Origin of the sequence: Chromobacterium subtsugae (assembly GCF_035919665.1) — a bacterium.
GTDB classification, from domain to species: domain Bacteria; phylum Pseudomonadota; class Gammaproteobacteria; order Burkholderiales; family Chromobacteriaceae; genus Chromobacterium; species Chromobacterium subtsugae.
On the sequence record NZ_CP142381.1, the window covers coordinates 2,302,589 to 2,328,762 of the forward strand.

The window sequence follows — 26,174 nt, forward strand, 5'->3', positions numbered from 1 at the left end:
GACTCAGGCTACGGCATCCGCCGCGCCGTCCCGGCGGCAGGTCCGTCTTTCATCGCCGCGGCGATAGACGTGGCTGTCGCCGGTTTGGTCCTCCAGTTGCCATTGCGGCCGAGGCTGCGCGTACTTGTTTTCACGGCCCCAGTCCTGCAGCTTGATGCCGAGCCGGCGGGCTTCCGTTTCCAGATAGCCTGGCAGGGTGGCGAAAGGCACCACCACGAAGCGGGCGCCGGTGGCGGCGTAGGCCGCCAGTTCGTCCAGTCTGGGCAGATCGCTGAGGTAGATCACCAGCTCGCCTGCCGGTTGCGGCGCCAGCCCAGCCAGCAGATGGCGGGCCACGTCCCAGCTGTCGCCCTGCCATTCCGCCACCACCTGCTGGTTGTCGCGGACGATGCGCGCGGCGCGGCGGTCGGGATGCGCCTCCGCCTGGTCCTGCAGCGGCCGCAGCCAGTCGCCGTGGGTCTGGAAGCTCCATTGGTAGGCCAGGTCTTCCTTCTCCAGCATCATGGTGGCCATGTTGTAGCGGGTCAGCGGCGCCTCGATCTGGTCGCGCTCCACCCGGAAGCCCTGTTCGCGCAGAAACTCCAGCCGCGCGCGGTTGTTCGACATTAGCAGGATGCTTTCCACCTTGAGGAAGCGCAGGATGGCGGCCACCGCCTCGTAAGAGCGGCTATCCAGCGGGGCATGGAAGCGCTGGTAGACTTCATCGGTGTCCAGTTGGTGGTTCTGCCGGTAGTCGTAGATGCGGAAATGCTTTTCTATTCCCAGGCCGCGGGCATCCTGGTCTATGCCGTAGATCACCAGCCCGCCCTGGCGCTGCGAGATGCGGCGGAAGGCTTCGTCCAGCTGGAAGCCGCAGTCGCACTGCTGCGAATGCATCACGTGGCCGAAAAAGCACGCCGATTCTATGCGCAGCGGCACCGCTTCCTGCGCGGCGAGATCGCCAAGCGCCGCGCAGGCCCAGCGCTTGCCCTGGAATTCGAAGTAGTGCAGCTGGAAGTAGTTGACGCTGTCGTCGATCTTCAGCGGCAGGCGCACCGGCCCGACTATCATTTCCAGCTGGTCTGCATGGCTGCTTGTCATGTCTTCTCCTTTGCTCAAGATAGGGGTCAGATGCGTCGCGACAGCAGGGCGCGCGCCCAGGTCGGTCGGCCTGAGAAAATGCATGGGGCGGGTTCGTCCGCCGCCGCGAAACTGCACAGCTCTCCCATTTGCCACGCCGCCGCGGCCTCCGCGTGGCGGCGGGTCGGGCTGACGGGCGCGATCACGCTCTTGCGCGCCGCCAACGCCTGCCTGGCTTCGGCCTCCGAGCCGGCGAAGGCGATCTGGCTGCGGGCGCGCCGCAGGACATCGGCGCCCGCGTCGGCTTCTACGTCGGCCAGCGCGTCCGCCAGCTGCTGCGCCAGCGCCTCCGCTGCGCAGTCCGCAGCGGCTTCCAGCTCGAGGTCGGCATCGGTGCGGTACAGGCGCAGCCTGGGTTGGTCTTGCGCGTGGCGGCGGCCGAAATACAGCAGCAGCAGCGGCGCGCCGCGGTGCCGCCATTGCCGCATCCGCGAAGTCAGCGTCCGGGCATCGGCGCAGCGCTCCAGAGCCGGACGCAGGCCGCGGGCCTTCAGTTGTTCCCGCAGCGTCTCCAGAAAGCGCCGTTCGTCTTCATCCTGGCTGCGCGCCAGGATGGCCACCTGGGTCGCCGCCAGCTGCGGGTGCACCGTCAGGGAGCCATCGGCCTTGGCCGACAGGCATAGCTGGGCGTACAGCATCCTGCGGCTGGCGAAGCCGTCCAGCTGCCAGGCGTGCCGCCGCCGCTCGCCTTTGCCCAGGCCGATGTCGTAGCGGCTGGACAAGCGCTGGCCTTGGAAATACAGCGCCGAAGTCTGCACGCATTCGCCGCTGGGCAACGGGGTGTCGCCGCCCAGCGCCCATTCGTACAGGGCTTCGCGGTTGCCCCAGGGCGGGCGCACGCCGACAAATTGCGGCAGGCAAAGCGATTCTGCCAGCCGTTCCAGCCCTAGGTGCAGCCGTTGCAGGTCGCCCTGCGCCTCTTCCATGGCGGCGTGGCAGCAGTGGAATTCGAAGACGTCGGCCGCCTCCAGCGCGGCGAACACCCCTTTGCCGCTGCGGTCGGCCGAACTGACCGGGCGGAAGTAGCGCGCGCGCTGGAACATGCGGATAGGCAGCGCCTCGGCCTGGGTGACCAGCTGCCGCCAGTGGCTGGCGATCACCTGTTCGCCGGTGGGCGTCAGCACGCCGCGCAGGCGGTTGCGTTCGCGGTCGTGGCCGGTGGCGACCTGTAACAGGCAGCGTTCGGCATCGAGCAAATCGGCCATCGGCTCGAAACATTCCTGCGGCACCACGTGCGGATAGGCGTATTCGTCCAGTCCCAGATCGTCGAGGGCGGCGCGCAGCAGCCCCGCCAGCCTTTCGCTCAGCGCCACCCCCCACGGCAGCAGCACGCAGGCGCCCGGCACCGGCACGGCGCCGAGATCGCAAACGCCGGCGTGCTTGAGCAGGCGGGCGAACTCGCCCTGGCTCAGGCCGGGGTCCCGCCTGTCCGGGCGCGGCGGCCACGGCAGGCGCGGCGCGGCTGGTCTGGGGTCTGCCAGCCAGGCAGGCAGCGGCGGCAACGCGCCGGACAGCGCGTCGGCGCCAAGCTGGGGGCAGGGCGGGCCTGGGTGAACGTCTCTTGGCATGGGGCGCTCAGTTGGCTACGTATTCGGCGATTTTGCTGGTGCGGTAAGGGTTGTCGCCGGCCAGGGAGACGCCATCCACCAGGGTGCGGTTGATCATCGGATGTTCTTCGTGGGTGGGGCCGAAGTCGGAATCCGGGTGATAGATCACGATGCGCAGCGGGCTGTGCTCGGTGTGGAAGCTATGGATTTCGTCGGCCGGCAACACGAAGATCTTGCCGGCAACCAGTTCCAGGCGCTCCTGTTCGGTCAGACAGTAGCCTTCGCCTTCGATGATGATGCCGATGCGCACCGATGGGTGGGTGTGGGCGGTTTGGTGCAGATGCGGTGGCACGTAAAGATAGTTGAGGCAGGGGTCGCCCTTGATCATCGGCGAAATCAGCAGGCTGTCGGAGCAACCGTCGATGTATTTCAGCCGGCCCAGCCGTTCTATCGGGCCGCCGTACAGCGGCGCGCCGTGATAGTCCTGGCGGATGCCGACCAGGCCGACGAAGGGGCTGAGCAGGGCGGGGCCGGGAATCGAGAAGAACATGCCGGCGTGCAGCATCTGGTTGAGGCCGGCATGGGAGACGAGCATCTGTCCCTGCTGCACGAAGCCGTACGCGGTGCAGCCAGGCTCGATCCGGGTTTCCTGAACGCCGGCGGGAACGTGCAGGCAAGAGGGAAAGCGCTGGTCCAGATGGTGTCGCGACAGAGGTTGCCGTATATCGAACATTTCCATGTCAATATCCTTTGCTAATCAACCAACATTCTGAAGACTCAACAGCCGGTATGCGATTTTTCAGCGTAGAAATGCTTACCCAAAATGCAAGATTTTTTTGATATACCTTTATGCCACAATATTTTTTATCGGATGATACGAATAAGTATTTTTACTGGGGGATGGCATTGGAAAGCCTGGCGCGCCGGGCTTTCATGCAGGTATTCGTTTTGGACTGCGGATTTTAAGCCGGCTGCAGAGAATGGCGATGGCGGGGGATTGTTGGGCGCTGAGATGGAGAAAATCAGTATATAAACGCTTTTATGCAGTTATAAAAATGTTTTACCGCGATTATGTTTTCAAAATGACGATGGTTTTTCGGCATGGCGTGATGATCGATTGAGTGATCGCCGGCATCCATCCAGGGGGCCGCTGTTGCGCGATGCCTGCGTCCGCAGGCAGGCAGGCGGGCGGCCTGGCCTGCTGCGACGGGTTTGCTCTTATTCGCCTATGGTTTCATGCGCGCCGGCGTCGCCGCGTTTCCAGTAGCCGGCCACACGCATCCTGTCCTTGTCCACGCCGCGCAGCTGCAGATGTTTATGCACGGCGCGCATTTCGCCGCTTTCCCCTGCGGCCCAGACATATCCATCGCCGCCCGGCAGGGGCATTTCCGTCACCGTCTGCAGCAGGTCTTGTCGCCGGTCGCGCTGGCGCCAGATGATTTCCATGCCGGCTGGGCCGCCAAGGGGCAGGCGGGCATCGGCGTTGTCTACCAGGATGACGGCGGCGCCGCGGCTGTCGGCCGGCAGCTCTTCCAGCCGGCGGCTGATCGCCGGCAGCGCCGTTTCGTCGCCAATCAGCCAGTGCCAGTCGAATCCCGTCGGCACCACGCGCGAGCCGCGCGGTCCGCCTACGCCCAGATAGTGGCCGACCTGGGCTTGGGCGGCCCAGTCGGAGGCGACGCCGCCTTCGTGCAGCACGAAGTCTATGTCCAGCTCGCCGGCGTCGGCGGCGTAACGGCGCGGCGTGTAGTCGCGCATCGCAGGCTTGGCTTGGTCGGCCGGGAAGACGATGCCGCCCTCGCCGACGGAGGGGCTGACGGGCCGGATCTCGCCGGGCGCGGGGAAGAACAGCTTGACGTGGTCGTCGAATGAGGAGGAGGCGAAGCCTTCCAGGTCGGCGCCGCTCAAGGTGACGCGCAGCAGGCGCCCGGCGAGCCGCTCTATGCGGCTAACCCGCAGCAAGCGGAATTGCAGCGGGTGGCGCAGTTTTTGTATGGTCAGATCGTGGCGCATGGGTGGTCCTTTATTAATTTTGGCCGATGATCTCGGCAGTGGCGCGTTGCAGGATGTCGGCGATGCGGCGTTGCTCGTCGGCGTCGGCCTTGTCGCGCAGCAGCAGCGCGTGCTTGAGCGCGCGGCGGGCCTCTATCAGCTCCCGGACCCAGCCGGCCGCGCCTTCTTCGCCGATTTCCTCGCCGGCGTAGGCGCGGCGGGCCAGCTCCATCTTGCGGCCGATGTGCTCCAGCTTGGCCAGCATCCGCTCCACATGTTCGCGGTTGACTGCCAGGTGCAGGCGGCCGGGTTCGGCGATCGAATAGCACTTGCGGTTGCCGCTGCTCGCCACGGTGACATGGCCGATTTCCTCCAGATAGGTGAGGGCGGGATAGACCATGCCCGGGCTGGGGCTGTAATAGCCGTTGGAGCGGCTGGCCAGCGCCTTGATCAGTTCGTAGCCGTGGCTTGGGCGCTCGGCTATCAGCGCCAGCAACAGCAATTGCAGGTCGTCGGAGCTGAATTTGCGGCCGCGCGACAGGTGTTCGCTGTCGCCGGCGTGATGGGCGTGGCGGCGGCCGCCGCAATGGCGGCCGGAGTCGTGGCGAAAGAAGCGCATGGCGGCTCCTGCAAGAGATAACTATCTTAAGATATATGTCTTAAGATATAAAAGTCAAGAAGAAGCATGCCGCGCCGACCATCCGGCAGATTTTTCGGCGGCATGGCATGACAAAAGTCAATAAATTGGATATTTATATTGAAAATGAATAATTGAATGCGCTATCGTTGCCAGCTGTTTACAAATCATCGGATGGGGCAATGGCGAAAACCATTTCATTGAAGCGACGATTGCTGCTGCAGACCGCCAGCACCATCGTATTGGTATGCGTATTGGGCGCGTTGCTGATGAACGCTTTGCGCCAGCAGATGCTGTCCGACCGCCACGATCAGGTGCGCGGCCAGGTGGAGGCGGCCGCCAGCCTGGTGGCCGCGCATGAGGAAATGGCGGAAAAGGGCCTGGTGCCGGAAGCGGACGCCAAGCGGCAGGCTTTGCTGGAGCTGAGCAAGCTGCGTTTCGACGGCCGCGAGTATTTCTTCACGCTGGACCGCAATATGGTGTGGCTGGCCCATGGCATGAATCCCAAGCTGGTCGGCAGGGACATGCACGGAGTGAAGGACGCGGCCGGCACCAGCATGGGCCAGTTGTTCGACGGCGTGCTGAGGGAAAACGGCGGCAAGGGCTTCGCCGAGTATTACTGGGACAAGCCGGGCGCCAGCGCGCCGCAGCCCAAGCTCGCGTATTTCCAGACCACCGCCCGCTGGGGCTGGGTAGTGGGCACCGGCCTGTATCTCGACGACATCAACACGGTGCTGCTGCGCCAGCTGCTGGGCGTGGGCGCCCAGGTGCTGCTGTTCATGGCGGTGAGCCTGTCTTTGGGCTGGTGGGTGTATCGCAGCGTGATGCGCGAGTTGGGCGCCGAGCCGTCCGAGGCGGCCGCCATCGTGCGCGAGATCGCCGCCGGCAAGCTGGACCGCGAGATACGGCTGGAGGCCGGCGACGGCGACAGCCTGCTGGCGCATATCCGCGAGATGCAGGCGCAACTGCGCCAGTTGGTGGGGGAAATCATGCGCGATGCCGAGGAGCTGGGCCGGCTGAACGCCGATGTGGTCGACGGCGCCAAGATGGTGGCGGACAATTCGCAGGGGCAGAGCGAAGGCGCGGCGGCGATGGCGGCCTCGGTGGAGCAACTGACGGTCAGCATCAACCACATCGCCCAGCACGCCAAGGATGCCCGCTCGGTGTCGCAGGACTCGGGCCAGCTGTCGGAAACCGGCAGCGAGGTGATCGCGCGCGCGGTGGAGGAGATGCAGGGCATCAGCGCCACGGTGGACATGACGGAAGCGGCGATCGCCGACCTGGCCAGCAAGACCGCCACCATCTCCAACATCATGCAGGTGATCAAGGACATCGCCGACCAGACCAATCTTTTGGCCTTGAACGCGGCGATAGAGGCGGCGCGCGCCGGCGAGAGCGGCCGCGGCTTCGCGGTGGTGGCGGACGAGGTGCGAAAATTGTCCGAGCGCACCGCCAAGGCCACCGAGCAGACTGCGACGATGATCACCGAAATCCAGGTCAGCTCGGACCTGTCGCGGCAGAACATGAGCGAGACAGTGACCAAGGTGAGAACCGGCCTGGAGCTGGCCGAGCAAGGCGGCCAGCTGATCCAGCAGATCCACGGCAGCGCGAGCCAGGTGGTGCGGGTGGTCAACGACATCTCGCACGCGCTGCAGGAGCAGGGCACCGCCAGCCAGGACATCGCCCGCCACGTCGAACAGATCGCCCAAGTGGCTTCCGGCAACGCTGTGGCAGCCACCCAGGCGTCGGAGAGCATACAGCGGATAGACGAGGTGACTGGCAGCCTCAGGCAGTCGGTGGCGCAGTTCCAGGTGTAGGCCGCAAGGCCGCGCGGGGAGATGAACGATGCCGGAGGAGCGATCCTCCGGCATTGTCTTTGTATGGGCTCAGGGCCGCAGCGGCGGCGCGAATTCCGCTGCGGGCGAGGGATGGCTGCGCTGCTGGTAGAAGCGGTCCAGCCCGGCCTTGTAGCGCTGCAAGGAGGCCGGCGACGCCCAGCTGGCCTGCGCGGCGCGATAAGCGGGGTCGGCGACTGCCTGGGCGAGCAGCGCGTCGATCTTGCGGATGGCCTGCAGCCCCCATTCGGTGCGCGGACAGGCGATGCCGACCGGAATCAGCGCGGCGCCGGCTATCGGCAGGCCGGCCAGCGTCTGGTCGCGGTTTTGCCGATTGTGGTATTCGAGATTGGGCTCGTAATCCAGCGTGTAGTCGGCGCGGCCCAGCGCCAGCAGCTTGAACAGGCCCTCGTTGGCGGGCAGGTTTTGCAGCGCGCGGATGTTGGAGCCGGTTTTCGCGGCGGCCAACACGCCGTCGATCGCGGCGGTGTAGCTGCGGCCGGCGGCGACGATGCCGCGCAGCCCCGGCTGGCGGATCAGCCTGGCCAGCTCCACTTCGCCCTTGGCGTTCAGCGGCGCCTTGGCCGCCAGGTCGCGGCGGATGATCAGCTGCAGCGGCAGCTGCATATGGGTCAGCGTGAAATAGGCGAATCGTTGCCGCTCCGGCGTGGGGATCAGGTTGGGCCGGCACAGGCGGGTCTTGTTCTGCAGCTCCAGTATGCTGCGCGCGGTGCTCATCACGACGAAGCGGTGCTGCGCCTGCGGCCAGCGTTCGATGATCAGCCGCAGATAGACATCGTTCTGCCCGATGGTGGGCTTGCCTTCGCGCACGATGAAGTTGGGCGGCCAGTCGGACAGCACCCAGGTCATGGTTTCCGCCCGCAGCGGCCCGGCCGCGAGCAGCGGCGCGATGGCGGCCAGGCAGAGCGGGCGAAGGATTCTGGGCAGGCGTCGCGGCATGGGGTCCTCGCTGTCGGTGGATGGCGGGTCCGGCTGGCGCCCGGCACCGGCGGGCGCGCTGCTGGCCGTTTCATTCTATAACGCTTTCCCGCCGGCCGGCGCCGCGGCACTAAACGGCAAATTCCTTGTCTGTTGAGGCCGTGAGCGTCTTGGACGCCGGCGGATACTGACAGCCATCAGCGCAAATCCGGCAGCGCGTCGGCATAAGATCAGGCTTTTACTTTCACAGATGGCAAGTTTTCTTTGCATCCGGCGCGCGATGCAGTAGCATGGCGCCCGCTGTCCGCCCTCGGTCTGAAATCCATGGCGGCGGACGCGCGGGTGGCGATGGCGGCATGAGCGGTCGGTAGCACGGTAACAATATGCCGCAGGGGCAGCACGATGGTCAGCAGGGAAAGCGGCGGGATAGCCGGATGATGGTCGCCACACATGTCGCGTTTGGCGCGTTTTGCGCGGTGTCCACCGCCTTGTTGCTGCATTTTCCGCCGTTGATGGCGCTGTTGCTGTTGGCCGGCGGCTTGGCCGGCTCGCTATTGCCGGACATCGACCACCCCAAAAGCTGGCTGGGCCGGCGCATTCCCTTTCTTTCGCGCCCGGTGGCCTATCTGTTCGGCCACCGCGGCATCACCCACAGCCTGCTGGCGGTGGCCGGCGTGTTCTACGCCTGCGCCGCCTGCCTGCACGGCTGGCATGTCAAGCTGGGGCACGCGATGCCCGTGGTGCTGGGCATCTGCGTCGGCTATGCCTCGCATTTGGCCGGCGACTGGCTGACGCCGGCCGGCATCCCGCTGCTGTGGCCCATCCGCGTCCGTTTCCGCGCGCCGTTGATGCTGCTGCGCGGCAAGATGGCCGAGCCTCTGATGGTGGTGGGTTTGTGGTTCGGCGCCGGCTTCCTGATGTGCAAAACGCTCTGAGCGCACCCGCGCGATAGCCGCCCCGGCCCGCCTGCGCGGGCGCTCTCCTGCCGAAGTTTGATCCATTGCATTGCCGCTGCATCCGCGCGGGCGTATAAAAATGACATGGCGCCGGGCATGGCGAAGCGGGGGAGGCGGGATGAGGAAGATCGGGGTCGCATTTGCGGCGCTGGCGGTGGCGCTGGCAGCTTCTGGCGCCGGCTATTACGCCTACCAGCGCGCGGCCGGCGCGGAGCGGAACGCCACTTTGTACGGCAATGTCGACATCCGCGAGCTCAGCCTGGCTTTCCGCGTATCCGGCCGCCTGGCCGCGGTGCAGGTGGACGAGGGCGACAGCGTGCAGCCGGGGCAGATATTGGCGCGGCTGGACGCCGAGCCGCTGCGCAACAGTCTGAACGCGGCGCTGGCCAATGAGGCGGCGCTGGCCGCGCGCAACGCCTTGATCCACAAAGGCAACCGCGGCGAGGACATCGCCCAGGCCAAAGCCCGGCTGGAGGCCGCCGCGGCCGCGCTGACGCAGGCGCAAAGCGAGTACCGCCGCCAGCGTGATTTGGTGCCGGCCGGCGGCAGCAGCCAGCAGTCGCTGGAGGCCGCCCGCTCGCAGCGCGACCAAGCGCTGGCGCAGCGCGACGCGGCCGCGCAGCAATGGCAGGCGCTGGCCAGGGGCTACCGCCCGGAAGAGATCGCCGAATCCGATGCCCAACTGAAGCAGGCGCGCGCCGACCTGGCCGCCGCCAGGCTGGCATTGCGCGACGCCAATCTGCAGGCCCCCAGCGCCGGCATCATCCTGACCCGGGCGGTGGAAGCCGGCAGCATGGTGCAGGCGGGCGCGCCGGCCTTCAGCTTGTCGCTGCGCCAGCCGGTGTGGGTGCGCGCCTATGTCGGCGAGGCCCAGTTGGGCCGCTTTCCCAGCGGCGGCAAGGTGCTGCTGAGCACCGACAGCCATCCGGACAAGACCTATCACGGCGTGGTCGGCTTCGTGTCGCCCACCGCCGAATTCACGCCGAAATCGGTGGAAACCGCCGATCTGCGCACCTCGCTGGTCTACCGCATCCGCATCGTGGTGAGCGACGCCGACGCCGGCCTCAACCAGGGCATGCCGGTCACGGTGAGGCTGGCGCCATGAGCGCCGCGCCGGCCATTCTGACGCAAGGCCTGGCGAAGCGCTTTCCCGGCGCCGAGCGCGACGCGCTGGCCGATGTCGAACTGTCGATTCCCGCCGGCTGCGTCGCCGGCCTGGTGGGGCCGGACGGCGCGGGCAAAACCACCTTGCTGCGGATTCTGGCCGGCCTGCTGGCGCCCAGCCTGGGCGCGGCGCGGGTGGCGGGGCTGGACCCGCAGGCGGATGGGGAGAGGCTGCGCCGCGAGGTCGGCTACATGCCGCAGAAGTTCGGCCTGTACGAAGACCTGACGGTGCGCGAGAACCTCGACCTGTACGCCGACCTGCGCGATGTGACGGGCGCAGAGCGGGAAAAAGATTTCGAACGGCTGCTGGCGCTGACCGATCTGGCGCCGTTCACCGGCCGCTACGCCGGCAAGCTGTCCGGCGGCATGAAGCAGAAGCTGGGTTTGGCTTGCTCGCTGCTGGGGCGGCCGCGGGTGCTGCTGCTGGACGAGCCGGGCGTGGGGGTGGATCCGATCTCGCGGCGCGAATTGTGGAAGTTGATCCGCGCGCTGTCGGCCGACGGCATCACCGTGCTGCTCAGCACCGCCTATCTGGACGAGGCCGAAGGCTGCGACGCGGTTTACCTGATGGACCAGGGACGCATCCGCGCCGCCGGGCCGCCGGCCGAGCTGACGCGTCCGCTGGCCGGGCGCTGCCTGAAACTGTCCGGCATCGCCGGCAATCGCCGCCGCTTGCTGCAAAGGCTGTTGCGCCAGCCGCAGCTGATGGACGGCGCCATCCAGGGCGGCAGCCTGCGGCTGCTGCTGCGGCATGAGGGCGAATGGCCGGACCTGGCGCAGGCGGAAGCCGGGCCGGACGCGCGGCTGGAGCCGGCGCCGCCGCGGCTGGAGGACGCCTTCATCAGCCTGCTGGGCGGCGGACCGGGCGGCGATTCGGTGCTGGCGGAAGTGATGCCGGCGGTGCCGGCGCGCGGCGCGGAGGCGGTGATAGAGGCCAGGGCGCTGACCAAGCGCTTCGGCGATTTTCGCGCCACCGACAATGTCAGCTTCGCGGTGCGGCGCGGCGAAGTGTTCGGCTTGCTGGGCCCCAACGGCGCCGGCAAGTCGACGACTTTCAAGATGGAGTGCGGGTTATTGAAGCCCAGCGCCGGCCAGGCGCTGGTGATGGGCATGGACCTGAAGACCAGCCCCAGCGCCGCCCGCCAGCAGCTGGGCTATATGGCGCAGAAGTTTTCCCTGTACGCGCAGCTGTCGGTGCGGCGCAACCTGATGTTCTTCTCCGGCGTCTACGGCCTGGCGGGCCAGGCGCAGCGCGCCAAGGTGGCGCAGATGGCGCGGGTGTTCGGCCTGGAGCCGTATCTGGATGGCCCGGCGGCCACGCTGCCGCTGGGCTTCAAGCAGCGGCTGGCGCTGGCTTGCGCGGTGATGCACGAGCCGCCGCTGTTGTTCCTGGACGAGCCGACTTCCGGCGTGGACCCGGTGACGCGGCGCGAGTTCTGGACCCATATCAACGGGCTGGCCGACAAGGGCGTCACCGTGCTGGTGACCACCCACTTCATGGACGAGGCGGAATACTGCGACCGTATCGCGCTGATCTACCGCGGCAAGCTGCTGGCGCTGGACACCCCGGACGCGCTCAAAAGCGGTGTGGCGAGCGCGGCGCGGCCCAATCCCACCATGGAAGACGCCTTCATCCAGCTGGTGGAGGAGGCCGACCGATGCGCGGACTGAAGCTGCGCCGGCTGCTGGCGCTGTGCCGCAAGGAGAGCTTCCAGATCGTCCGCGATCCGAGCAGCATCCTGATCGCCTTCATCCTGCCGGTGGCGCTGCTGTTCATCCTGGGCTATGCGGTGAATCTCGATTCCGCCCACATCCGGCTGGGCCTGCTGAACCAGGATGGCGGCGCGGCGGCGGCGCGTTTGGCGGCCGCCTTTTACGGCTCGCCGTCGTTCGAGGTGCACCCGATGGTTTCGCGCGCGCAGCTGGAAGAGCAACTGGCGCATGGCGAGATACGCGGCGCGGTGGTGATCCCCGATGATTTCTCCCGCCGCGGCGCCGGCGCCGCCATCCAGCTGCTGGCCGACGGCGCCGAACCCAATACCGCCAATTTCGTCGCCGCCTACGCGCAGGGGGTGTGGCTGCAATGGCGGCAGTCCGAGGCCGAGAAGCGGGAGCTGCCGCCGCCGGCGGCCATCGATATCCGCCAGCGCGTCTGGTTCAACCCCAGCGCCGAAAGCCCCAACTTTCTGGTGCCGGGCACCATCGCCATCGTGATGACCATCGTCGGCGCGCTGCTGTCCTCGCTGGTGGTGGCGCGCGAATGGGAGCGCGGCACCATGGAGGCGCTGCTGGCCACGCCGGTGAGCCGGGCGGAGCTGATCCTGTCCAAGATCCTGCCTTACTACGCGCTGGGTATCGCCGCCATGCTGCTGTGCCTGCTGGTGGCGGTGTTCGTCATGGGGGTGCCGTTCCGCGGCCCGCTGTGGCTGCTGTGGCTGATGTCCTCGCTGTTTCTGGCCAATGCGCTGGGCATGGGGCTGTTTTTGTCTACCACGCTGAAAAGCCAGTTCGACGCGGCGCAGGCGGCGCTGACCGCCGGCTACCTGCCGGCGCTGATGCTGTCGGGCTTCGTGTTTGAAATCTCCAGCATGCCGGCGCCCCTGCAATGGCTGACGCGCATCCTGCCGGCGCGCTATTTCGCCAGCACGCTGCAGACGTTGTTCCAGGCCGGGGTGATCCCGTCGCTGCTGTGGTTCAATGCCGCCAGCCTGATCCTGCTCGGCGCCTTCTGGCTGGGCCAGACCGTGCGCAAAACCCGCCGGACCCTGGACTGAAGCCATGTTGCGTCGCTTGCTGTGGCTGATCATCAAGGAGCTTCAGGCCGTCGCCGGCAGCCGCCAGGGCCGCCTGTTGCTGGTGGTGCCGGTGCTGCTGCAGCTGCTGGTGTTTCCGTTCGCCGCCACGCTGGAGGTCAAGCACGCCAGCCTGGCGGTGTACAACCAGGACGGCGGCGCGGCCTCGCTGGAATTGATCAAGCGCTTGTCGGCCAGCGCGACTTTCGACCGGGTGGTGCCGGTGGCCAGCCAGGCGGGGCTGCGGGCGGCGATAGACCGGCAGGACGCGCTGCTGGCGGTGGTGTTCCCGGCCGATTTCTCGCGCGATCTGGCGGCGGGGCGCGCCGCGCCGCTGCAGGTGATCGTGGACGGGCGGCGCTCCAACAGCGGGCAGATTGCCGGCGCTTACGTCGGCCAGGTGGCGGCGGATTACGCGCAGGAGAGGGCGGGCGGCGCGGCCGGCGGCGTGGTGGTGCGCAATCTGTACAACCCGAACCTGGAGTTCCAGTGGCACGTGCTGCCCAGCCTGGTGGCTATCATCACCACCATAGGCTGCCTGATCGTCACCGCGCTGTCGGTGGCGCGCGAGCGCGAAGAGGGCACCTTCGACCAGCTGCTGGTGTCGCCGCTGACGCCGGCCTACATCATGGTCGGCAAGGCGCTGCCGGGGGTGCTGGTGGCCTTGCTGCAGGGCAGCCTGATCGCCGCGGCGGCGGCGTGGGCGTACCGGGTGCCGTTCGGCGGCTCATTGCCGCTGCTCTTGGCCAGCATGGCCAGCTACGGCCTGGCGCTGGCCGGGGTGGGGCTGTTCATCTCGTCGATTTCCCATACCCAGCAGCAGGCCTTCCTCGGGGTGTTTTCCTTCATGGTGCCGGCGGTGATCCTGTCCGGCTACGTGTCGCCGATCGAGAACATGCCGCTGGCGCTGCAATGGCTGGCGCGGCTCAATCCGCTCAGTTACTTCATTCCCATTCTCAAGGGGACTTTCCTCAAGGGTTATGGTTTCGCCGACGCCTGGCCGTGGCTGCTGCCGCTGTGGCTGATCGCGCTGGCCACGCTGGCGCTGGCGCTGTGGCGTTTCCGCCGCCATGTCGAATAGCCGTCAGGGCTGGCGCTGCAGGCTGGCCGCGTGCGGCAGGGCTTCCAGCGCGCCGCGCAGGATGCGTTCGCAGCGCGGCAGCGCCGCCGGCCCGGTTTCCAGCAGGTCGTAAAGGCCCAGGAACAGGTACACCAGGTAGTCGGCGGCCAGGCCCACGTCCAGGGTGGCCGGCAGTTCGCGGCCGGCGATGGCGCGGCGCAGCTGGCGGCGGGTGTAGTGCAGCGTCAGCCGGTCCATCATCTCGCGCCGGCGCAGCACGCTGCGGTTTTCCTCGCTGCGCTCGCACTTGAGGTAAAGGATTTCGAATACCCGCTGCGGCGAGCCCGGCTCCAGGAACTGGGCCAGGTAGTAGAGGCCGGCCGCCAGCAGGGTGTCGCAAGCCGATTCGCGCTGGGAGGGGAAGTCCAGCGCGTCCAGCGCGAAGGCGCGGTCTATCATCGCCTGGCATACCAGCAGCTTGTTGTCGTAGTGGCCGTAGACCGCGCCGCGCGACACGCCGGCGGCTTCGGCGATGTCGGCCATGGTGGCGTTGGCGATGCCCTTGGCCAGAAAAGCCTGTTCGGCGCCGTCCAGAATGGCGTCGCGGGTTTTCTGCGAATCTTCCTTGGTTTTGCGGGCCATGCGATTCGTCCGTTTCTTTTTGCTTGCCGCCATTGTGCGGGAAATTAATTAATCATGCATGACTGATTAAATGTTAGAATCGCCGTTTTATCCATCAGGCAGTTCCCCGTGGCTCACTCGCATACCCGAGACCTGGACACCTTGCCGGTGTCCACATTGTTCTGGCGCTACGCCATCCCCTCCGTCGCCGGCATGGTCGTCACCGGCCTGTACGCCATCGTGGACGGCGTGTTCGTCGGCCACTATGTCGGCAGCCACGGCCTGGCCGCCATCAATCTGGCCTACCCGCTGGTGATGCTGCAGGTGGGCCTGGGCGCGATGGTCAGCATGGGCGCGGCCACCCGCATCGCGATCCGGCAGGGGGCCGGCGATGTCGCCGGCGCGCGCGGCACGCTGCTGGCGGCCCTGGCGCTGCTGGCCTTGCTGGGCGCGGCGATTCCGCTGGCGGGGCTGCCCAACGTCGGCAAGCTGCTGGAATGGCTGCAGGCCGACGGCCAGCCTGAAGTGGCGGCGCAGGCGCGCGCCTATCTGTGGTGGATGCTGGCCGGCGCGGCGCTGACCATGGGGCAGATGCTGGTCACCTATCTGGTGCGCAACGATGGCCGCCCGGACCTGGCCACCGCGCTGACCATCCTGGGCGCGCTATTGAACATCCCGCTGAATTTCCTGCTGGTGGGCGGGCTGGGCCTGGGGCTGGCCGGCTCGGCGATAGGCACGCTGCTGGCCGAATCGGTGGTGGTGGCGCTGGGCCTGGGCTATTTCTTCACGCGCCATGCCGCGGTGCGGCTGCGCGTCGGCAATATGCGGCTGGACAAGGCCGCGCTGTGGCCCATCCTGGCGCTGGGCGCGCCCAGCCTGCTGATGGAGCTGAATCTCGCCTTGCTGCTGTACGCGCACAACCACCAGTTGCTGCGCTGGGGCGACGACCTGAGCGTGGCGGCCTACGCGGTGGCAGGCTACACCGAAGCGCTGTTCACGCTGGCGATCCACGGCCTGGCGGTGGGCATGCAGCCGCTGCTGGGCCACGCCACCGGCGCCGGCCAGCCGGGCCGGGCGCGCGAGGCGCTGCTGCACGGCGTCAGGGTGGGATTGGCGCTGGGCTTGGCGGCGCTGGCGGCGGTGCAGCTGTTTCCGGCCTGGATCGCCGGCTGGTACAGCGACGGCAGCCAAGATTTGGTGGCGGCCGGCAGCCATGCGCTGCGCCTGCATCTGCTGGCGATGCCGTTGGACGGCCTGGTGGTGGTGGGCTGCACCGCGCTGCAGGCGATGGCGCTGACGCGGCTGGCTCTCGGCATCACCATCAGCAAGACCTTGCTGTTGCTGCCGACGCTGGGGCTGATGCCCCTGTGGCTGGGCGTGGACGGGGTATGGCTGGCGATGCCGCTGGTCAATCTGTTGCTGGGCCTGCTGGTGGGCGGGGTGTTGCTGGCGCAGTCGCGCCGCCTGCTAGGCGCGCAGGCGGCGGCCCGGTAGTGGGCAGCAGACTGGCCTTTGTTACCGTTGCCGCAATTTAAACAGGTGTTTAAGGTTTGGACGCCGGCGCCAGCAAGGGGCGCGCCGGATTTACAAATCGGCCGCGCCGGCAGGGAAACCGATCGGCAAGCGGCCGGGTCACAAATAATCCCGGCATCGTAAAACGGAAAGGAATGGCATGTCTTTGACTACCGATTTTCTGGAGAACCCGCAGGCTTTCATGCGTTCTCAGGCGATATTGATTCCGGCGCAGGTTCCGCCCGGCAACGGCAAATACCAGTTCGCGGCGCAGGGCGCGCACGCGGCGGTGCTGCAGTCCACCGCCGCCAGCCCGAACATCCCCGGTTTTTACGCGCATCCGGTGGCCAACAACATCAATCTGTTCGTGCTGCCCACCCAGCAGCCGGCAAGGTATTACATGTTCACCGACGGCATGAACGGCTGCCAGTTTCTGGCCTACGGGCCGGACAGGCAGCACATCACCGTCGAGCACAACAACTTCATCGGCGACCCGACGCGCTACGCGGCGCGGCTGGCGGAGGTGGTGGCGCTGAAGCCGGCCTATCTGCTGCATATCAGCCCGTCGGGGGTCAATAACATCCCGGCCGGCCAATACAACAGCCAGCAGGGGGTGAACATCGTCGGCGAATACGGCCAGGCCAACGGCTGGCGCTTCTGGGTGCGGGACAGGGTGGACCAGAACCAGGGCACGGTGTACGGGCCGCTGTAAGGCGGGGGAGAACCGGGCCGGCGGCCGCTGGCATGCGGCCGCCGGCCTTTTTCATGGCTGCGGCCGGCTCCCCATGAACTTGAGGAAGCGCTGCTGCGCCTGCCACAGCTCGGGGTAGTCCAAGCAGCGGTAATCCAGGCCGTGCTTTTGCGCCACCTGCCGGGTGATGCGGGCCAGCGCCGGATAATGGCGGTGGCTGTAGGACGGGAACAGGTGATGGGTCAGGTGCAGGTGCAGACCGCCCAGCAGATGGGCCAGCGCGCGCGGCCGCGGCTCCCAGTCGCAACAGGTGAGGAATTGATGCTCGTGCCAGGTGTGCGGCAGCTTGCCGTCGGCGCCGGGCTGGAAAAACGCCACGTCGGCCCAGTGGGTGCCGAGTATCATCGCCACCAGGAAGCAGGATGCGGCCATTTGGCCCAGCAGATAGCACAGCAGCACGCTGCCCCAGCCGATGCCGCCGTCGTGCAGCAGCCAGATCGGCAGGCCCAGCGCCAGCGCCAGGTGGCCGGCCTTGGCCAGCAGAAAGCCCGGAGCGCGCACCGGCTTGGCGTCGCGCAGCTGCAGCTTGCTCTTGCCCATCAGGTCCAGCCAGTCGCCGTACCAGCACAGATAGGGCAGCGACAGCGCGGCGATCAGCGGCCAATAGCGGTGCTGATGGCGGAATTGCGGCGCCCAGTCCTGAAACGGCGTCTGGCGCAGGAAGGGATTGGGTTCGATGTCCAGATCGTAGCCGTCGACATTGGGATAGGTATGGTGCAGATGCACGTGGCGGCGGATCCAGATATCGGAGTCTATGCCCATCGGCAGGCTGGCGACGCGGCTCAGCAGCCGGTTGAGCCAGGGGCGGCGGAACACCGCGCCGTGGGCGGCGTCGTGCAGGCTGTTCATCGCCAGCAGCATGGCCAGCAGGATAGCGGCGACATAGGCCGGGGCGAACTGCCACAGCGCGTCGGCGCGCAACGCCAGCAGATAGCAGGCCAGGCTCAGGCCGGCCAGCAGCCAGGCCTTGAGCCAGATGCCGGCGCTGGCGAAGCGGTGGTCGCGGCTTTGCTCCAGATAGGCTTGCGCCGCCTGTTGCAGCTCGATGCGGAACGGCAGCTCGGCCGACGATTGAAAACGCAATTTGCTCATGCGGCCTCCTTCAGGCGCCAGCCCAGCAGTCCATGGCCCAGCAGCAGCGCGAACAGCGCCAGCGCGCACAGGTCGCGCATGCCCAGCCAGCCGGCGCACAGGACGGGCAGGGTCAGCACCAGCGCCTGCCAGCCGCGCCAGCCCCAGCGCTGGCGGTCGGACATCCCGCCGATGGCGAGGGTGCCGGCCAGCAGGTAGCCGAACAGCGTCCATTGCTGCGGCGCCGACCATTCCGCCACGTTTTGCACGTAATAGATCACCACGCCGAACAGCAGCACGCCGCCGCTGGCGATATAGCCGGCCGGCACGTCCATGCGCGCGCGCGCAAGCCACGCGGGAAAGCGGCGGCGGACCAGCGCCAGCAAGCCGGGATTACTGGCCCACAGCGGATTGTAGCCGGGCGACTCGCCGCGCACGCCGTAGCGCAGCGGCACATCGTCGCGTTCGGCTTGATAGCTGCCGAACAGCTTGTCCCAGATCAGGAAGGTGCCGCCGAAGTTCTTGTTCAGGTAGATGGGGTCGGTGGCGTGATGCACGCGGTGGTTGGACGGCGTCACCAGCACGCGGTCCAGCCAGCCGGACTTGCCGACGAAAGCATTATGGTTGTACAGCTGCACCGCGTAATGGAAGGACGACGCGGCGACGAACATCTCCAGCGGCAGCCCCAGCACCGCCAGCGGCGCGACGAACAGCAGCGAAGTCAGCGACGAATACCAGGAATTGCGGATGCCCAGCGACAGGCTGAAATGCTCGCCCTGGTGGTGGACAACGTGCACCGCCCAGAAAATGCGCCAGGTGTGGTGGGCCCGGTGCATGCAGTAAAAGCTCAGATCCCAGGCGATGAAGGCGAAAACCCATTGCCAGAGCGCCGGCAGCCGGTCCACCAGGTGCAGGTTGGCGTGTTCAAGCAGCCAGCCGAAGCTGGCCACCTCCACGCCGCGGAAGACCCACATCAGGATGTGGCCGGAGTTGAGGTTGAAGATGATCTCGCGCCAGGGAATGGCTTCGCGGCGCCATAGGCGCAAGGCAAGCAGCTCCAGCAGAACCACGGCGAGCATCAGGATGAAGGTGAGGGCGAATACGTTCATGTGGTGCGATAGCGGAAAGAAAAGAGGAATGCGGGACGCGCGCACAGCCAGCCGCACAGCAGGCCCAGCGCGACGCCGGCGCCCAGGTCCAAGGTGAGGTGGCGGCGCAGCTGTATCACAGCGAACAGGATGGCGGCGGCCCACAGCCAGGCCAGCACAGCGCGCCAGGGCCGGCGCCGCTCCGACAGCGCCCATGCCGCCAGCACGGTCAGCGCACCGTGCAGCGAGGGCAGGCAGTTGTGCGGCGTATCGAAGCGCAGGGCGGCGCGCAGCAGTTCGGCGTGAAAGCCGCCGCCGGCGACGGCCGGGTAGGGCAGCGTGGTCGGCAGCAGCAGGAAGGTCGCGCCGGCGGCCAGCGCGCACAGCTGCATCGAACGCCGCAGCCAGGGCAGCCTGTCAGGCGGCGCCAACAGAAAGCCCGCTGGCACCAGCAAGAAAAACGACAGGTACAGCCAGATGGCGGCCGGGTCGAACGCTATCCAGCGGTCGGTCGGCCACTCCGGCAGCAGCCGCGGCGCGCCGGGCCAGACGCTGCCCAGCGTGTAGGCGCAGCCCACCGCCCCCCAGCCCAGCAGCATGTGGCGCAGCCGGGGCGGCAGCCAGGACAAGGCTAGCATCATGCCGCCTCCCGGATGATGCGCCGGCGCTTGCGGGTGGGGTCGAGCGGCGGCAGCGCGCCCTCCAGCCGCCATTCCAGCGCGGCGACATCCACCCCCAGCCCGGCGAGGGTCTGCTCCAGCCGCTGCCGGACCGCGCCGGCGCCGGCATCGTCCAACTCCAGGTGCAGCGTCAGCGCGCGCGGGCCGGTTTGACGCAGCCGGTAATCGGCATCCCAGGGCAAGGCTTGCGCCAGCGCGCGGCTGAGCACATCGGCGAACACGGTCTGCTGCCGGCCGGCGCGGTCGGGCAGCAGCAGCATATCGTCGCAGCGGCCTTCCACGCCGTCCAGCGCCAGCGTGGCGCGGCCGCATGGGCAGGGAGCGGCGCGCGCCAGCAGCACGTCGTTCAGCCGGTAGCGGACGATGGGCTGGGTGTGGCGGCTGAAGTCGGTGATGATGGGCACGAAGCGGCGCCGCTCCTCGTCCAGCCATTCCGGCTCGACATGGATGTATTCCTCGTTCAGATGCAGCACGCCGTGCTCGCAGCTGCTGGCGAGAAAGCCTTCAGTGGCCTGGTAGATTTGGTGGACCTGGCCGAAAGCTTTTTCAATGATGGCGCGATCCTGGGTTTCCAGCACCTCGGCGATCGAATAAACCCGCTTCGGCGCCAATTGCAGCTGGCCGGTCAATTGGGCCTGCGCCAGCGCGCGCAGCACTTGGGCCGGGGCCAGCAGAATGGTGGGACGGTAGCCGGCCAGCCGGGACAGCTGGCTGGCGAAGGGCTGGAACAGGTCGAAAAATTCGAAGGTGAGCCAGCGGCTGCGCACCGCGGTGTACAGATTGCTGTTGGCGCGCAGGAACAGCGCCACCCGCTCGCGGGCGAACAGGCCGTCCGGCAAGGCTTTGGCCAGCATGACGCCGGCCCATTGCGCCTGTTCGGCGCGGCTGACGACGAAGGCGCCGCGCTGCGCGGTGGTGCCGGACGACAGGCCCACTGTGTAGCGGCCTATGGTCGGCGAGAAATCGCGGCTGCGCTCCGCCTGCTGCGCGGCGCGCATCACCTGCTCCAGCGTCAGGCCGGCGGCGTTCATCCGGTTGAAGTGGCGGAGCATGGCGGCTTTGTCCATCAATGGCCATTGCGCGAACGGCAGCTCGCCCAGGTCGGCGAAATAGGGGCTGCGGCGCTGCAGGCGGGCGCGGAACGTCGCCAGTTGCCAGCTTTGATGGCGCGCCAGCGCGGCGCGGTCGGCGAAGCGCAGGCCGCGGGTGCGCCGGTAGGCGCGCAAAATGCGGAAGAGGCGAAGCATGGATCAGTTGGCTTCCTGGTGCGTCAGGCGGATGTCCACCTGTCCGCGGCGGTGAAGAGCATGCAATTTGCCCAGCGTCTGGTAGTAGTCGCGGCGGTTGTGCTGAATCAGGAACGACAGTTCGGAAGGGCCGCGCAATTGCGCGTAGCCTTCGACGGCCCAGGCGGCGTCGGAGGCCAGCAGCGTCCAGCCGGCTTCGGTGCGGACAAAGGCGCCCAGGTGGCCGACGGCGTGGCCGGGCAGCTCCACTACCAGAATCTCGCCGTCGCCGGAGACATCCCAGCCGTGGCTGAACGGCGCCAGCTCCGGCGGCAGCGCCACCCGCGGCTGCGCTTCGACGCATTCCAGCCGGCTGTCGATGTCGGCCGGCAGCAGGGCGGGCACGAAGGCCTGGCGCAGCGCCGTCAGTCCTGTCAGCCCGCGCACCGCGCGCCAGCCGGCGCCTGAGGCCAGCAGCCGGGCTTGCGGAAAATCGCGCAGGCCGGCGATGTGATCGGCGTGGAAGTGCGACAGCAGCAGCGCGTGGATGTCGTCGGGATTGACGCCGATCCGCCGCAATTGGCCGCGCAGCGAATCGTCGGCGTTGAAGAACACCGGCGTCACCAGCGGGTACAGCCGGTAGATGCCGCGGCGGGTGGCGTCGATGAAATGTTCGGCGTAGCCGGTGTCCCACAGGTATAGCCGGCTGCGGGTTTCAATCAGGTAGGCGCGCGACGGGAAGCATCGGCTGGCGAGGCCGCTGCCTTTCAAAGCCATGCAGGATGGGTGGGTGCAATGGCCGACGCTGAATTCGCGGATGTTAGCCATGAGCCTGCTCCCGCAGCCAGCGCGCGGTGCGGGCCACGCCGTCCTCCAGGCTGTAGATGGGCTGGTAGCCGAGTCTTTCCCGGGCGCGGCGGTTGTCCAGCGTCATGTCGAACTGGACCGCGCCCAGGCTATAGGGCGTCAGCGCCGGCTCGCGGCCGCTGGCGGCGGCCAGCCATTGCAACAGATGGCTGGCGGCGTTCAGCAGCGGGTAGGGCAGGTCGACGATGCGCATGTCTTGTCTCAGTTCGTCGATGAACAGCCGCCGCAGCATGTCGCGCAGCGCCGCCGGCTGTTGGTTGGTGATGTTGAAGGCTTCGCCGCTGGCGATGTCCGGGCCCTGCGTCGCCAGCCACATTGCGTGCACCACGTTGCCGACATAGGTCAGATCCAGCGTCGCCGCGCCGCCGCGCGGCAGCGGCAGGCGGCCGCGGCGCTCGCGCAGGATGCGCGCCAGGCGCGGAATCAATACTTGGTCGTGCTCGCCGAAGATCGCCCGGGGCCGCAGGATGGCGCAGCGCAGCCGCGGATAGTCGCGCGCCGCCGCTTGCACCCATTCTTCGGCCTGGGCCTTGGTGCGGGCATAGGCGTTGACGTAGCGGGCGGGGCGGTAGTTTTCCGGAATGTCGAAATGGTGGCGGAAATCGAAGTACAGCGCCGGGGTGGAAATGTGGACGAAGCGGGTGGCTTGCGACTGGCCGGCGGCTTGCAGCAGATTGCGGGTGGCGGTTACGTTGGCGGCGACGAAGTCCGCCTCCGGCCCCCATGGCGACGACAAGGCGGCGCAATGCCATACCGCCTGCACGCCGCGCAGCAGCTCCGCCAGCTCTCCCGGCGTGGCGGCGGCCAGGTCCAGCGCGACGAATTGCGCGCCCTGGCGGGCCAATTGCCGGCCGATATCCATCTTGCGGCCGGTGGCCCGCACCTGGCAGCCGCGCGCCAGCAGGCTTTCCACCGCGTTGCGCCCCAGTCCGCCGGTAGCGCCGGTGACCAGAATCCGCATCACAGATCCCACACCAGGCCGCCCAGGTTCAGGCCGGCGGCGGTGCCTATCATCAGCACGCGCTGGCCGTTTCGGGCGCGGCCGCTGCTGACCGCTTCGTGCAGCGCGGTCGGCAGCGAGGCCGCCACCTGATTGCCGTGCGAGGCGTAGATGTCGACGATGCGGTCCGCCGCGATGCCCAACTTCTTGGCCATGTGCTGCATGCCCAGGTGGCTGGCCTGATGCGGCACCACGCAGTCTATGCTGCCTAGCCCGCCAGGGGTGGCGGCCATCAGCTGATCGATGAAGTCCGGCATCAGCTTCGATGCCAGCTTGAACACCGCCTTGCCGTTCATGTCGAACAGGAAGTCGTGTTCCGCTACGCCGCGGCGCGGATTGCGCTGGGTGCCGCCGGCGCGGATTTCGCAGTAATGGCGGCCATCAGGATAGGTGGCCAGCTTGAAGGCCTTCAGGCCCTGCGCCGGGCTGCCGCGCTCCAGAATGGCGGCGGCGGCGCCGTCGCCGAAAATCAGCGAAGCTTCCGGGTTGTCCCAGTCCAGACCGCGCGAGGCGAGATCGGCGGAGACGACGGCGATGCGGCGGTAAGACCCGGCGCGCAGCAGGCTGTCCGCCACCTGCAAGGCGCTGAGGAAGCTGAGGCAGCTGGTGTTGACGTCGAAGGCGGCGGTGCCGGCCGACAGGCCCGCGGCGTGGGATATGAAACTGGCGGTGCCGGGCAGCGCCTGCTCGGGGATGCCGCAGGCGCCGATCAGCAGGTCGATGCCGGACGCGCGCAGCGCGGCGTTGTCCAGCGCATCGCGCAGCGCGCGGGCGGCCAATTGGCTTTGCGTTTCATGATCGGCGGCGAAATAGCGGGTGTGCACGCCGCTTTTTTGCAGGCAGCGGCCGCTGCGATAACCCAGTTTGAGGTCGAGGCTGGCGGCGCTGACCGCTTGTGTCGGCAAGGCTTTGCCAGTTGCAATCAAATTCATTGTAATTAAGGGCTGATCTTCAATTTATTTACATTTTGTTTCAGTCCCTGCTGATTGGGCAAGTTGGCTTGTTCTGGAGATGATGGTTTTTGTACGGATTTGTTCGCTTTTTCGCCCCGAATTTACGGGATTTAATTAGGCATTAAGTACAGTATCTTTTTTGTTATTTGTGAATTAAATGGGGAATGGGGAACGGGAGAGGGCTGCCTCTTCCTGCCATCAAGACAAACCCCCGCGCGGGGCGGGGGCATGGCGCTGGTTAACTGGCCTGGCTTAGAACGCTTCGGCGTTGAAGGGCATGTCGATCAGGGACGGCCGGCCATCGCGGCTGCGGTCGATGTGGATGACCTGCATTTTGGCCAGATCTTTCAGATGGCGGCGTAGCGGGTGAGCATCGGTTGCGGCTTCAGCGGCGTCGATGACCTCCAGAGGGGCGGATTCGTTTTCCTGAATCTGCTGTTTTTCAAACCAGGTCAGGGGACGCTGCAGAATGGCCTCCAACGGCTCATCCAGGTCGAAGTTGCTGTCAAGCATGGCACTCACCTCTTGAAGAAGGGGTCTCCGCCGCTGGCTCTTGGCGCTGGGCGGGCTGAACTTTGCCCTTACATCATATGCGGGTTGAAGGCGATTGTTTATAAGTAGGATCCTCTAGTCGGCGCATAAAATTCATCAGGAAACAGCGGCTTAGCTTCGATCGGGCGGCGCCGCGTCCACGCTGCTGCGCCGCAGCTGCCGGCTATGGTATATTTGCGGGTTCGGCGCCGCGCCGGGCTTGGAAAATCCGCCATCCGGCCATATCTTCAAGCGGATATCGCCGGCATGGGCGATTTTCTCCATCATTGACAGGGTGTGCCGCATGACAACCATCGTGGCTGTGCGCAAGGGCAATCAGATTGCCATCGCCGCCGATAGCCAGACTACTTTTGGCGATGACCAGAAGCTGCTGGCGCCGTACGACTGCTTCCACAACAAGATCTTCCGCCACGGCGACAGCTATCTGGCTGTGTCCGGCTCGGCCGCGCACGACCTGGTGCTGCAGGGCGCGCTGAAGGATCTGAAGAAGAAAGACCTGAGCAGCCGCCAAGGCATCTTCGACACTTTCCGCAAGCTGCATCCCAAGCTGAAGGACGCCTTCTATCTGCGTCCGGAGGAGGATGAGGAAGATCCGTACGAATCCAGCCAGATGATGGTGGTGATCGCCAACGCCCACGGCATTTTTGGCGTGTACCCGATGCGCGAGATCTACGAATTCTCCCGCATCTGGGCGATAGGCTCGGGCCGCAAATTCGCGATGGGCGCGATGTACGCGGTTTACGATCAGGACCTGTCCGCCAGGGAGATCGCCGAGATCGGCGTGCGCGCCGGCTGCGAATTCGACGTCAGCTCCTCGATGCCGATGTCTGTCTATACCGTAGAGTTGGCCGCGAGCGCGGCCGGGGAAGTAAAAGCATGAACCAACACGACAAACTGCAACGATTCCTTTTCGACGGCGCGCCGGTGCGCGGCGCGCTGGTGCGCCTGGACGGCGCCTGGCAGCAGGTGCTGTCCCGCCGCGCCTATCCGCAAGCCTTGAAGACCATTCTCGGCGAAATGATGGCGGCCTCGGTGCTGATGGCCGCCAATCTGAAGTTCGACGGCACGCTGATCCTGCAGATCCACGGCACCGGCGCGCTGAAGCTGGCGGTGGTGGAATGCAACAACGACCGCACCGTGCGCGCCACCGCCAAATGGGAAGGCGAGCTGGAGGGCAAGCCGCTGGCCGAACTGCTGGGCAGCGGCGGCCGTTTCGTGCTGACGCTGGAGCCGCGCCTGGACAAGAACCAGACCTGGCAGGGCATCGTGGCGCTGGAGGGCGAGTCCGTCGGCGAAATGCTGGAAAACTACATGCGCCGCTCCGAGCAGCTGGACACCGCGCTGGTGCTGGCCAGCGGCGACGATGCCGCCGCCGGCATGCTGTTGCAGCGCCTGCCGGAAGGCCATGGCGAAGCTGAGGGCTGGCAGCGCATCCAGATGCTGGGCCGCACGCTGAAGTCGGAAGAGTTGCTGACGCTGGACGCCGAAGACATCCTGCATCGCCTGTTCCATGAAGAAGAAGTGCGGGTGTTCGAACAGGAAAGCGTCAGCTTCAACTGCAATTGCTCGCGCGAACGGGTTGGCGGCATGCTGACCATGTTGGGCGGCGAGGAAGTGGGCAGCGTGCTGCTGGAGCAGGGCAGCGTGGAGATCGTTTGCGACTATTGCAACCAGCACTATGTGTTCGACGAGGAAGACGTCACCCAGTTGTTCGATTACGATGTGGTGGCCAGCGCGCGCGATGCGCGGCATTGACGCCTCGGGCGCATTGTTCTGGAAAAAGCCGCTTATGCGGCTTTTTTTGCGCAAACT

At 66.8% G+C, this 26,174-nt stretch carries 25 protein-coding genes; 10 read left to right on the forward strand and 15 right to left on the reverse strand.

Features of this window, described 5'->3' with window-relative positions:
* Window positions 1-3: 3 nt before the first annotated feature.
* The 5 genes from U6115_RS11090 to U6115_RS11110 all read right to left on the reverse strand — a co-directional run bounded on the left by U6115_RS11090 (window position 4) and on the right by U6115_RS11110 (window position 5,277).
* Window positions 4-1,080 carry a GTP cyclohydrolase II gene (locus tag U6115_RS11090; protein ID WP_052257956.1) on the reverse strand — a complete coding sequence of 359 codons (1,077 nt, stop codon included), beginning with the start codon at window positions 1,078-1,080 and terminating at the stop codon, window positions 4-6.
* A gap of 26 nt (window positions 1,081-1,106) precedes the next feature.
* Window positions 1,107-2,687 (reverse strand): class-II aminoacyl-tRNA synthetase family protein, encoded by a 1,581-nt coding sequence (locus tag U6115_RS11095; RefSeq protein WP_146008323.1) that lies wholly within the window; start codon window positions 2,685-2,687, stop codon window positions 1,107-1,109.
* Window positions 2,688-2,694: 7 nt separating this feature from the next.
* Window positions 2,695-3,405: a cupin domain-containing protein gene (locus U6115_RS11100; protein WP_052257957.1), complete on the reverse strand. Its 711-nt coding sequence runs from the start codon at window positions 3,403-3,405 to the stop codon at window positions 2,695-2,697.
* A 479-nt stretch (window positions 3,406-3,884) separates the two neighbouring features.
* Window positions 3,885-4,679: a siderophore-interacting protein gene (locus U6115_RS11105; protein WP_043573461.1), complete on the reverse strand. Its 795-nt coding sequence runs from the start codon at window positions 4,677-4,679 to the stop codon at window positions 3,885-3,887.
* A gap of 13 nt (window positions 4,680-4,692) precedes the next feature.
* The gene (locus U6115_RS11110; RefSeq protein ID WP_052257958.1) at window positions 4,693-5,277 is read right to left on the reverse strand and encodes a PadR family transcriptional regulator; all 585 of its coding nucleotides are present in this window, start codon (window positions 5,275-5,277) and stop codon (window positions 4,693-4,695) included.
* A 200-nt stretch (window positions 5,278-5,477) separates the two neighbouring features.
* Between U6115_RS11110 and U6115_RS11115 the strand changes: the two genes are divergently transcribed.
* Entirely contained in the window at window positions 5,478-7,112 is a 1,635-nt protein-coding gene (locus tag U6115_RS11115) for a methyl-accepting chemotaxis protein (protein ID WP_043573464.1), read from the forward strand.
* Between the two features lie 69 nt (window positions 7,113-7,181).
* On the opposite strand, the gene U6115_RS11120 is transcribed toward U6115_RS11115, so the two are convergent.
* Window positions 7,182-8,090 (reverse strand): TIGR02285 family protein, encoded by a 909-nt coding sequence (locus U6115_RS11120; RefSeq protein ID WP_043573467.1) that lies wholly within the window; start codon window positions 8,088-8,090, stop codon window positions 7,182-7,184.
* Window positions 8,091-8,503: 413 nt separating this feature from the next.
* Between U6115_RS11120 and U6115_RS11125 the strand changes: the two genes are divergently transcribed.
* From U6115_RS11125 to U6115_RS11145, 5 genes are all read left to right on the forward strand, one after another.
* Complete coding sequence (locus U6115_RS11125) at window positions 8,504-9,004, forward strand: metal-dependent hydrolase (protein WP_052257959.1); 501 nt, start codon at window positions 8,504-8,506, stop codon at window positions 9,002-9,004.
* 139 nt (window positions 9,005-9,143) lie between these two features.
* Window positions 9,144-10,130 carry a secretion protein HlyD gene (hlyD, locus tag U6115_RS11130; RefSeq protein WP_052257960.1) on the forward strand — a complete coding sequence of 329 codons (987 nt, stop codon included), beginning with the start codon at window positions 9,144-9,146 and terminating at the stop codon, window positions 10,128-10,130.
* A complete protein-coding gene (locus U6115_RS11135) occupies window positions 10,127-11,860 on the forward strand; it encodes an ATP-binding cassette domain-containing protein (RefSeq protein WP_043573469.1) in 1,734 nt (577 codons plus the stop codon). Before hlyD ends, U6115_RS11135 begins: the two co-directional genes overlap by 4 nt.
* Entirely contained in the window at window positions 11,848-12,963 is a 1,116-nt protein-coding gene (locus U6115_RS11140) for an ABC transporter permease (protein ID WP_043573471.1), read from the forward strand. The genes U6115_RS11135 and U6115_RS11140 overlap by 13 nt, the downstream gene beginning before the upstream one ends.
* Before the next feature lie 4 nt (window positions 12,964-12,967).
* Window positions 12,968-14,062 (forward strand): ABC transporter permease, encoded by a 1,095-nt coding sequence (locus U6115_RS11145; RefSeq protein ID WP_043573474.1) that lies wholly within the window; start codon window positions 12,968-12,970, stop codon window positions 14,060-14,062.
* A 3-nt stretch (window positions 14,063-14,065) separates the two neighbouring features.
* Here U6115_RS11145 and U6115_RS11150 read toward each other — a convergent pair whose 3' ends face one another.
* The gene (locus U6115_RS11150) at window positions 14,066-14,683 is read right to left on the reverse strand and encodes a TetR family transcriptional regulator (protein ID WP_043573477.1); all 618 of its coding nucleotides are present in this window, start codon (window positions 14,681-14,683) and stop codon (window positions 14,066-14,068) included.
* 108 nt (window positions 14,684-14,791) lie between these two features.
* On the opposite strand from U6115_RS11150, the gene U6115_RS11155 reads away from it, so the two are divergent.
* Together U6115_RS11155 and U6115_RS11160 are read left to right on the forward strand one after the other, a co-directional pair.
* Window positions 14,792-16,156 carry an MATE family efflux transporter gene (locus U6115_RS11155; protein ID WP_146008322.1) on the forward strand — a complete coding sequence of 455 codons (1,365 nt, stop codon included), beginning with the start codon at window positions 14,792-14,794 and terminating at the stop codon, window positions 16,154-16,156.
* A gap of 178 nt (window positions 16,157-16,334) precedes the next feature.
* Window positions 16,335-16,886, forward strand: coding sequence for a hypothetical protein (locus U6115_RS11160; RefSeq protein WP_043573479.1), 552 nt, complete (start codon window positions 16,335-16,337; stop codon window positions 16,884-16,886).
* A 51-nt stretch (window positions 16,887-16,937) separates the two neighbouring features.
* Here the strand turns inward: U6115_RS11160 and U6115_RS11165 are convergent, their stop codons facing one another.
* The 8 genes from U6115_RS11165 to U6115_RS11200 all read right to left on the reverse strand — a co-directional run bounded on the left by U6115_RS11165 (window position 16,938) and on the right by U6115_RS11200 (window position 24,323).
* Window positions 16,938-18,017: an acyl-CoA desaturase gene (locus U6115_RS11165; protein ID WP_043573483.1), complete on the reverse strand. Its 1,080-nt coding sequence runs from the start codon at window positions 18,015-18,017 to the stop codon at window positions 16,938-16,940.
* A complete protein-coding gene (locus U6115_RS11170; RefSeq protein WP_043573485.1) occupies window positions 18,014-19,105 on the reverse strand; it encodes a sterol desaturase family protein in 1,092 nt (363 codons plus the stop codon). Before U6115_RS11170 ends, U6115_RS11165 begins: the two co-directional genes overlap by 4 nt.
* Complete coding sequence (locus tag U6115_RS11175) at window positions 19,102-19,725, reverse strand: phosphatase PAP2 family protein (RefSeq protein ID WP_043573487.1); 624 nt, start codon at window positions 19,723-19,725, stop codon at window positions 19,102-19,104. The genes U6115_RS11170 and U6115_RS11175 overlap by 4 nt, the downstream gene beginning before the upstream one ends.
* Window positions 19,722-21,011, reverse strand: coding sequence for a F390 synthetase-related protein (locus tag U6115_RS11180; RefSeq protein WP_043573489.1), 1,290 nt, complete (start codon window positions 21,009-21,011; stop codon window positions 19,722-19,724). Before U6115_RS11180 ends, U6115_RS11175 begins: the two co-directional genes overlap by 4 nt.
* Before the next feature lie 3 nt (window positions 21,012-21,014).
* On the reverse strand, window positions 21,015-21,818 hold the full coding sequence (locus tag U6115_RS11185; RefSeq protein WP_043573491.1) for an MBL fold metallo-hydrolase: 804 nt from the start codon (window positions 21,816-21,818) through the stop codon (window positions 21,015-21,017).
* Window positions 21,811-22,818 carry an NAD-dependent epimerase/dehydratase family protein gene (locus U6115_RS11190; RefSeq protein WP_043573495.1) on the reverse strand — a complete coding sequence of 336 codons (1,008 nt, stop codon included), beginning with the start codon at window positions 22,816-22,818 and terminating at the stop codon, window positions 21,811-21,813. Before U6115_RS11190 ends, U6115_RS11185 begins: the two co-directional genes overlap by 8 nt.
* Window positions 22,818-23,762, reverse strand: coding sequence for a 3-oxoacyl-[acyl-carrier-protein] synthase III C-terminal domain-containing protein (locus tag U6115_RS11195; RefSeq protein ID WP_230623339.1), 945 nt, complete (start codon window positions 23,760-23,762; stop codon window positions 22,818-22,820). The genes U6115_RS11190 and U6115_RS11195 overlap by 1 nt, the downstream gene beginning before the upstream one ends.
* A 300-nt stretch (window positions 23,763-24,062) precedes the next feature.
* Entirely contained in the window at window positions 24,063-24,323 is a 261-nt protein-coding gene (locus U6115_RS11200; protein WP_043573499.1) for a hypothetical protein, read from the reverse strand.
* A 322-nt stretch (window positions 24,324-24,645) separates the two neighbouring features.
* On the opposite strand from U6115_RS11200, the gene U6115_RS11205 reads away from it, so the two are divergent.
* Window positions 24,646-25,242: an Ntn hydrolase family protein gene (locus U6115_RS11205; RefSeq protein WP_043573502.1), complete on the forward strand. Its 597-nt coding sequence runs from the start codon at window positions 24,646-24,648 to the stop codon at window positions 25,240-25,242.
* A complete protein-coding gene (gene hslO / locus U6115_RS11210; protein WP_043573505.1) occupies window positions 25,239-26,117 on the forward strand; it encodes an Hsp33 family molecular chaperone HslO in 879 nt (292 codons plus the stop codon). Before U6115_RS11205 ends, hslO begins: the two co-directional genes overlap by 4 nt.
* Window positions 26,118-26,174: the final 57 nt, after the last annotated feature.

What these genes read in the sequence shown, in the direction of transcription:
- hslO (WP_043573505.1), top strand. Translation starts at nt 25,239, where the DNA reads ATGAACCAACACGACAAACTGCAACGATTCCTTTTCGACGGCGCGCCG.
- U6115_RS11135 (WP_043573469.1), top strand. Translation starts at nt 10,127, where the DNA reads ATGAGCGCCGCGCCGGCCATTCTGACGCAAGGCCTGGCGAAGCGCTTT.
- U6115_RS11115 (WP_043573464.1), top strand. Translation starts at nt 5,478, where the DNA reads ATGGCGAAAACCATTTCATTGAAGCGACGATTGCTGCTGCAGACCGCC.
- U6115_RS11140 (WP_043573471.1), top strand. Translation starts at nt 11,848, where the DNA reads ATGCGCGGACTGAAGCTGCGCCGGCTGCTGGCGCTGTGCCGCAAGGAG.
- U6115_RS11110 (WP_052257958.1), bottom strand. Translation starts at nt 5,277, where the DNA reads ATGCGCTTCTTTCGCCACGACTCCGGCCGCCATTGCGGCGGCCGCCGC.
- U6115_RS11200 (WP_043573499.1), bottom strand. Translation starts at nt 24,323, where the DNA reads ATGCTTGACAGCAACTTCGACCTGGATGAGCCGTTGGAGGCCATTCTG.
- U6115_RS11160 (WP_043573479.1), top strand. Translation starts at nt 16,335, where the DNA reads ATGTCTTTGACTACCGATTTTCTGGAGAACCCGCAGGCTTTCATGCGT.
- U6115_RS11105 (WP_043573461.1), bottom strand. Translation starts at nt 4,679, where the DNA reads ATGCGCCACGATCTGACCATACAAAAACTGCGCCACCCGCTGCAATTC.
- U6115_RS11180 (WP_043573489.1), bottom strand. Translation starts at nt 21,011, where the DNA reads ATGCTTCGCCTCTTCCGCATTTTGCGCGCCTACCGGCGCACCCGCGGC.
- U6115_RS11190 (WP_043573495.1), bottom strand. Translation starts at nt 22,818, where the DNA reads ATGCGGATTCTGGTCACCGGCGCTACCGGCGGACTGGGGCGCAACGCG.
- U6115_RS11145 (WP_043573474.1), top strand. Translation starts at nt 12,968, where the DNA reads ATGTTGCGTCGCTTGCTGTGGCTGATCATCAAGGAGCTTCAGGCCGTC.
- U6115_RS11120 (WP_043573467.1), bottom strand. Translation starts at nt 8,090, where the DNA reads ATGCCGCGACGCCTGCCCAGAATCCTTCGCCCGCTCTGCCTGGCCGCC.
- U6115_RS11100 (WP_052257957.1), bottom strand. Translation starts at nt 3,405, where the DNA reads ATGGAAATGTTCGATATACGGCAACCTCTGTCGCGACACCATCTGGAC.
- U6115_RS11165 (WP_043573483.1), bottom strand. Translation starts at nt 18,017, where the DNA reads ATGAGCAAATTGCGTTTTCAATCGTCGGCCGAGCTGCCGTTCCGCATC.
- U6115_RS11185 (WP_043573491.1), bottom strand. Translation starts at nt 21,818, where the DNA reads ATGGCTAACATCCGCGAATTCAGCGTCGGCCATTGCACCCACCCATCC.
- U6115_RS11170 (WP_043573485.1), bottom strand. Translation starts at nt 19,105, where the DNA reads ATGAACGTATTCGCCCTCACCTTCATCCTGATGCTCGCCGTGGTTCTG.
- U6115_RS11090 (WP_052257956.1), bottom strand. Translation starts at nt 1,080, where the DNA reads ATGACAAGCAGCCATGCAGACCAGCTGGAAATGATAGTCGGGCCGGTG.
- hlyD (WP_052257960.1), top strand. Translation starts at nt 9,144, where the DNA reads ATGAGGAAGATCGGGGTCGCATTTGCGGCGCTGGCGGTGGCGCTGGCA.
- U6115_RS11095 (WP_146008323.1), bottom strand. Translation starts at nt 2,687, where the DNA reads ATGCCAAGAGACGTTCACCCAGGCCCGCCCTGCCCCCAGCTTGGCGCC.
- U6115_RS11205 (WP_043573502.1), top strand. Translation starts at nt 24,646, where the DNA reads ATGACAACCATCGTGGCTGTGCGCAAGGGCAATCAGATTGCCATCGCC.
- U6115_RS11150 (WP_043573477.1), bottom strand. Translation starts at nt 14,683, where the DNA reads ATGGCCCGCAAAACCAAGGAAGATTCGCAGAAAACCCGCGACGCCATT.
- U6115_RS11175 (WP_043573487.1), bottom strand. Translation starts at nt 19,725, where the DNA reads ATGATGCTAGCCTTGTCCTGGCTGCCGCCCCGGCTGCGCCACATGCTG.
- U6115_RS11125 (WP_052257959.1), top strand. Translation starts at nt 8,504, where the DNA reads ATGATGGTCGCCACACATGTCGCGTTTGGCGCGTTTTGCGCGGTGTCC.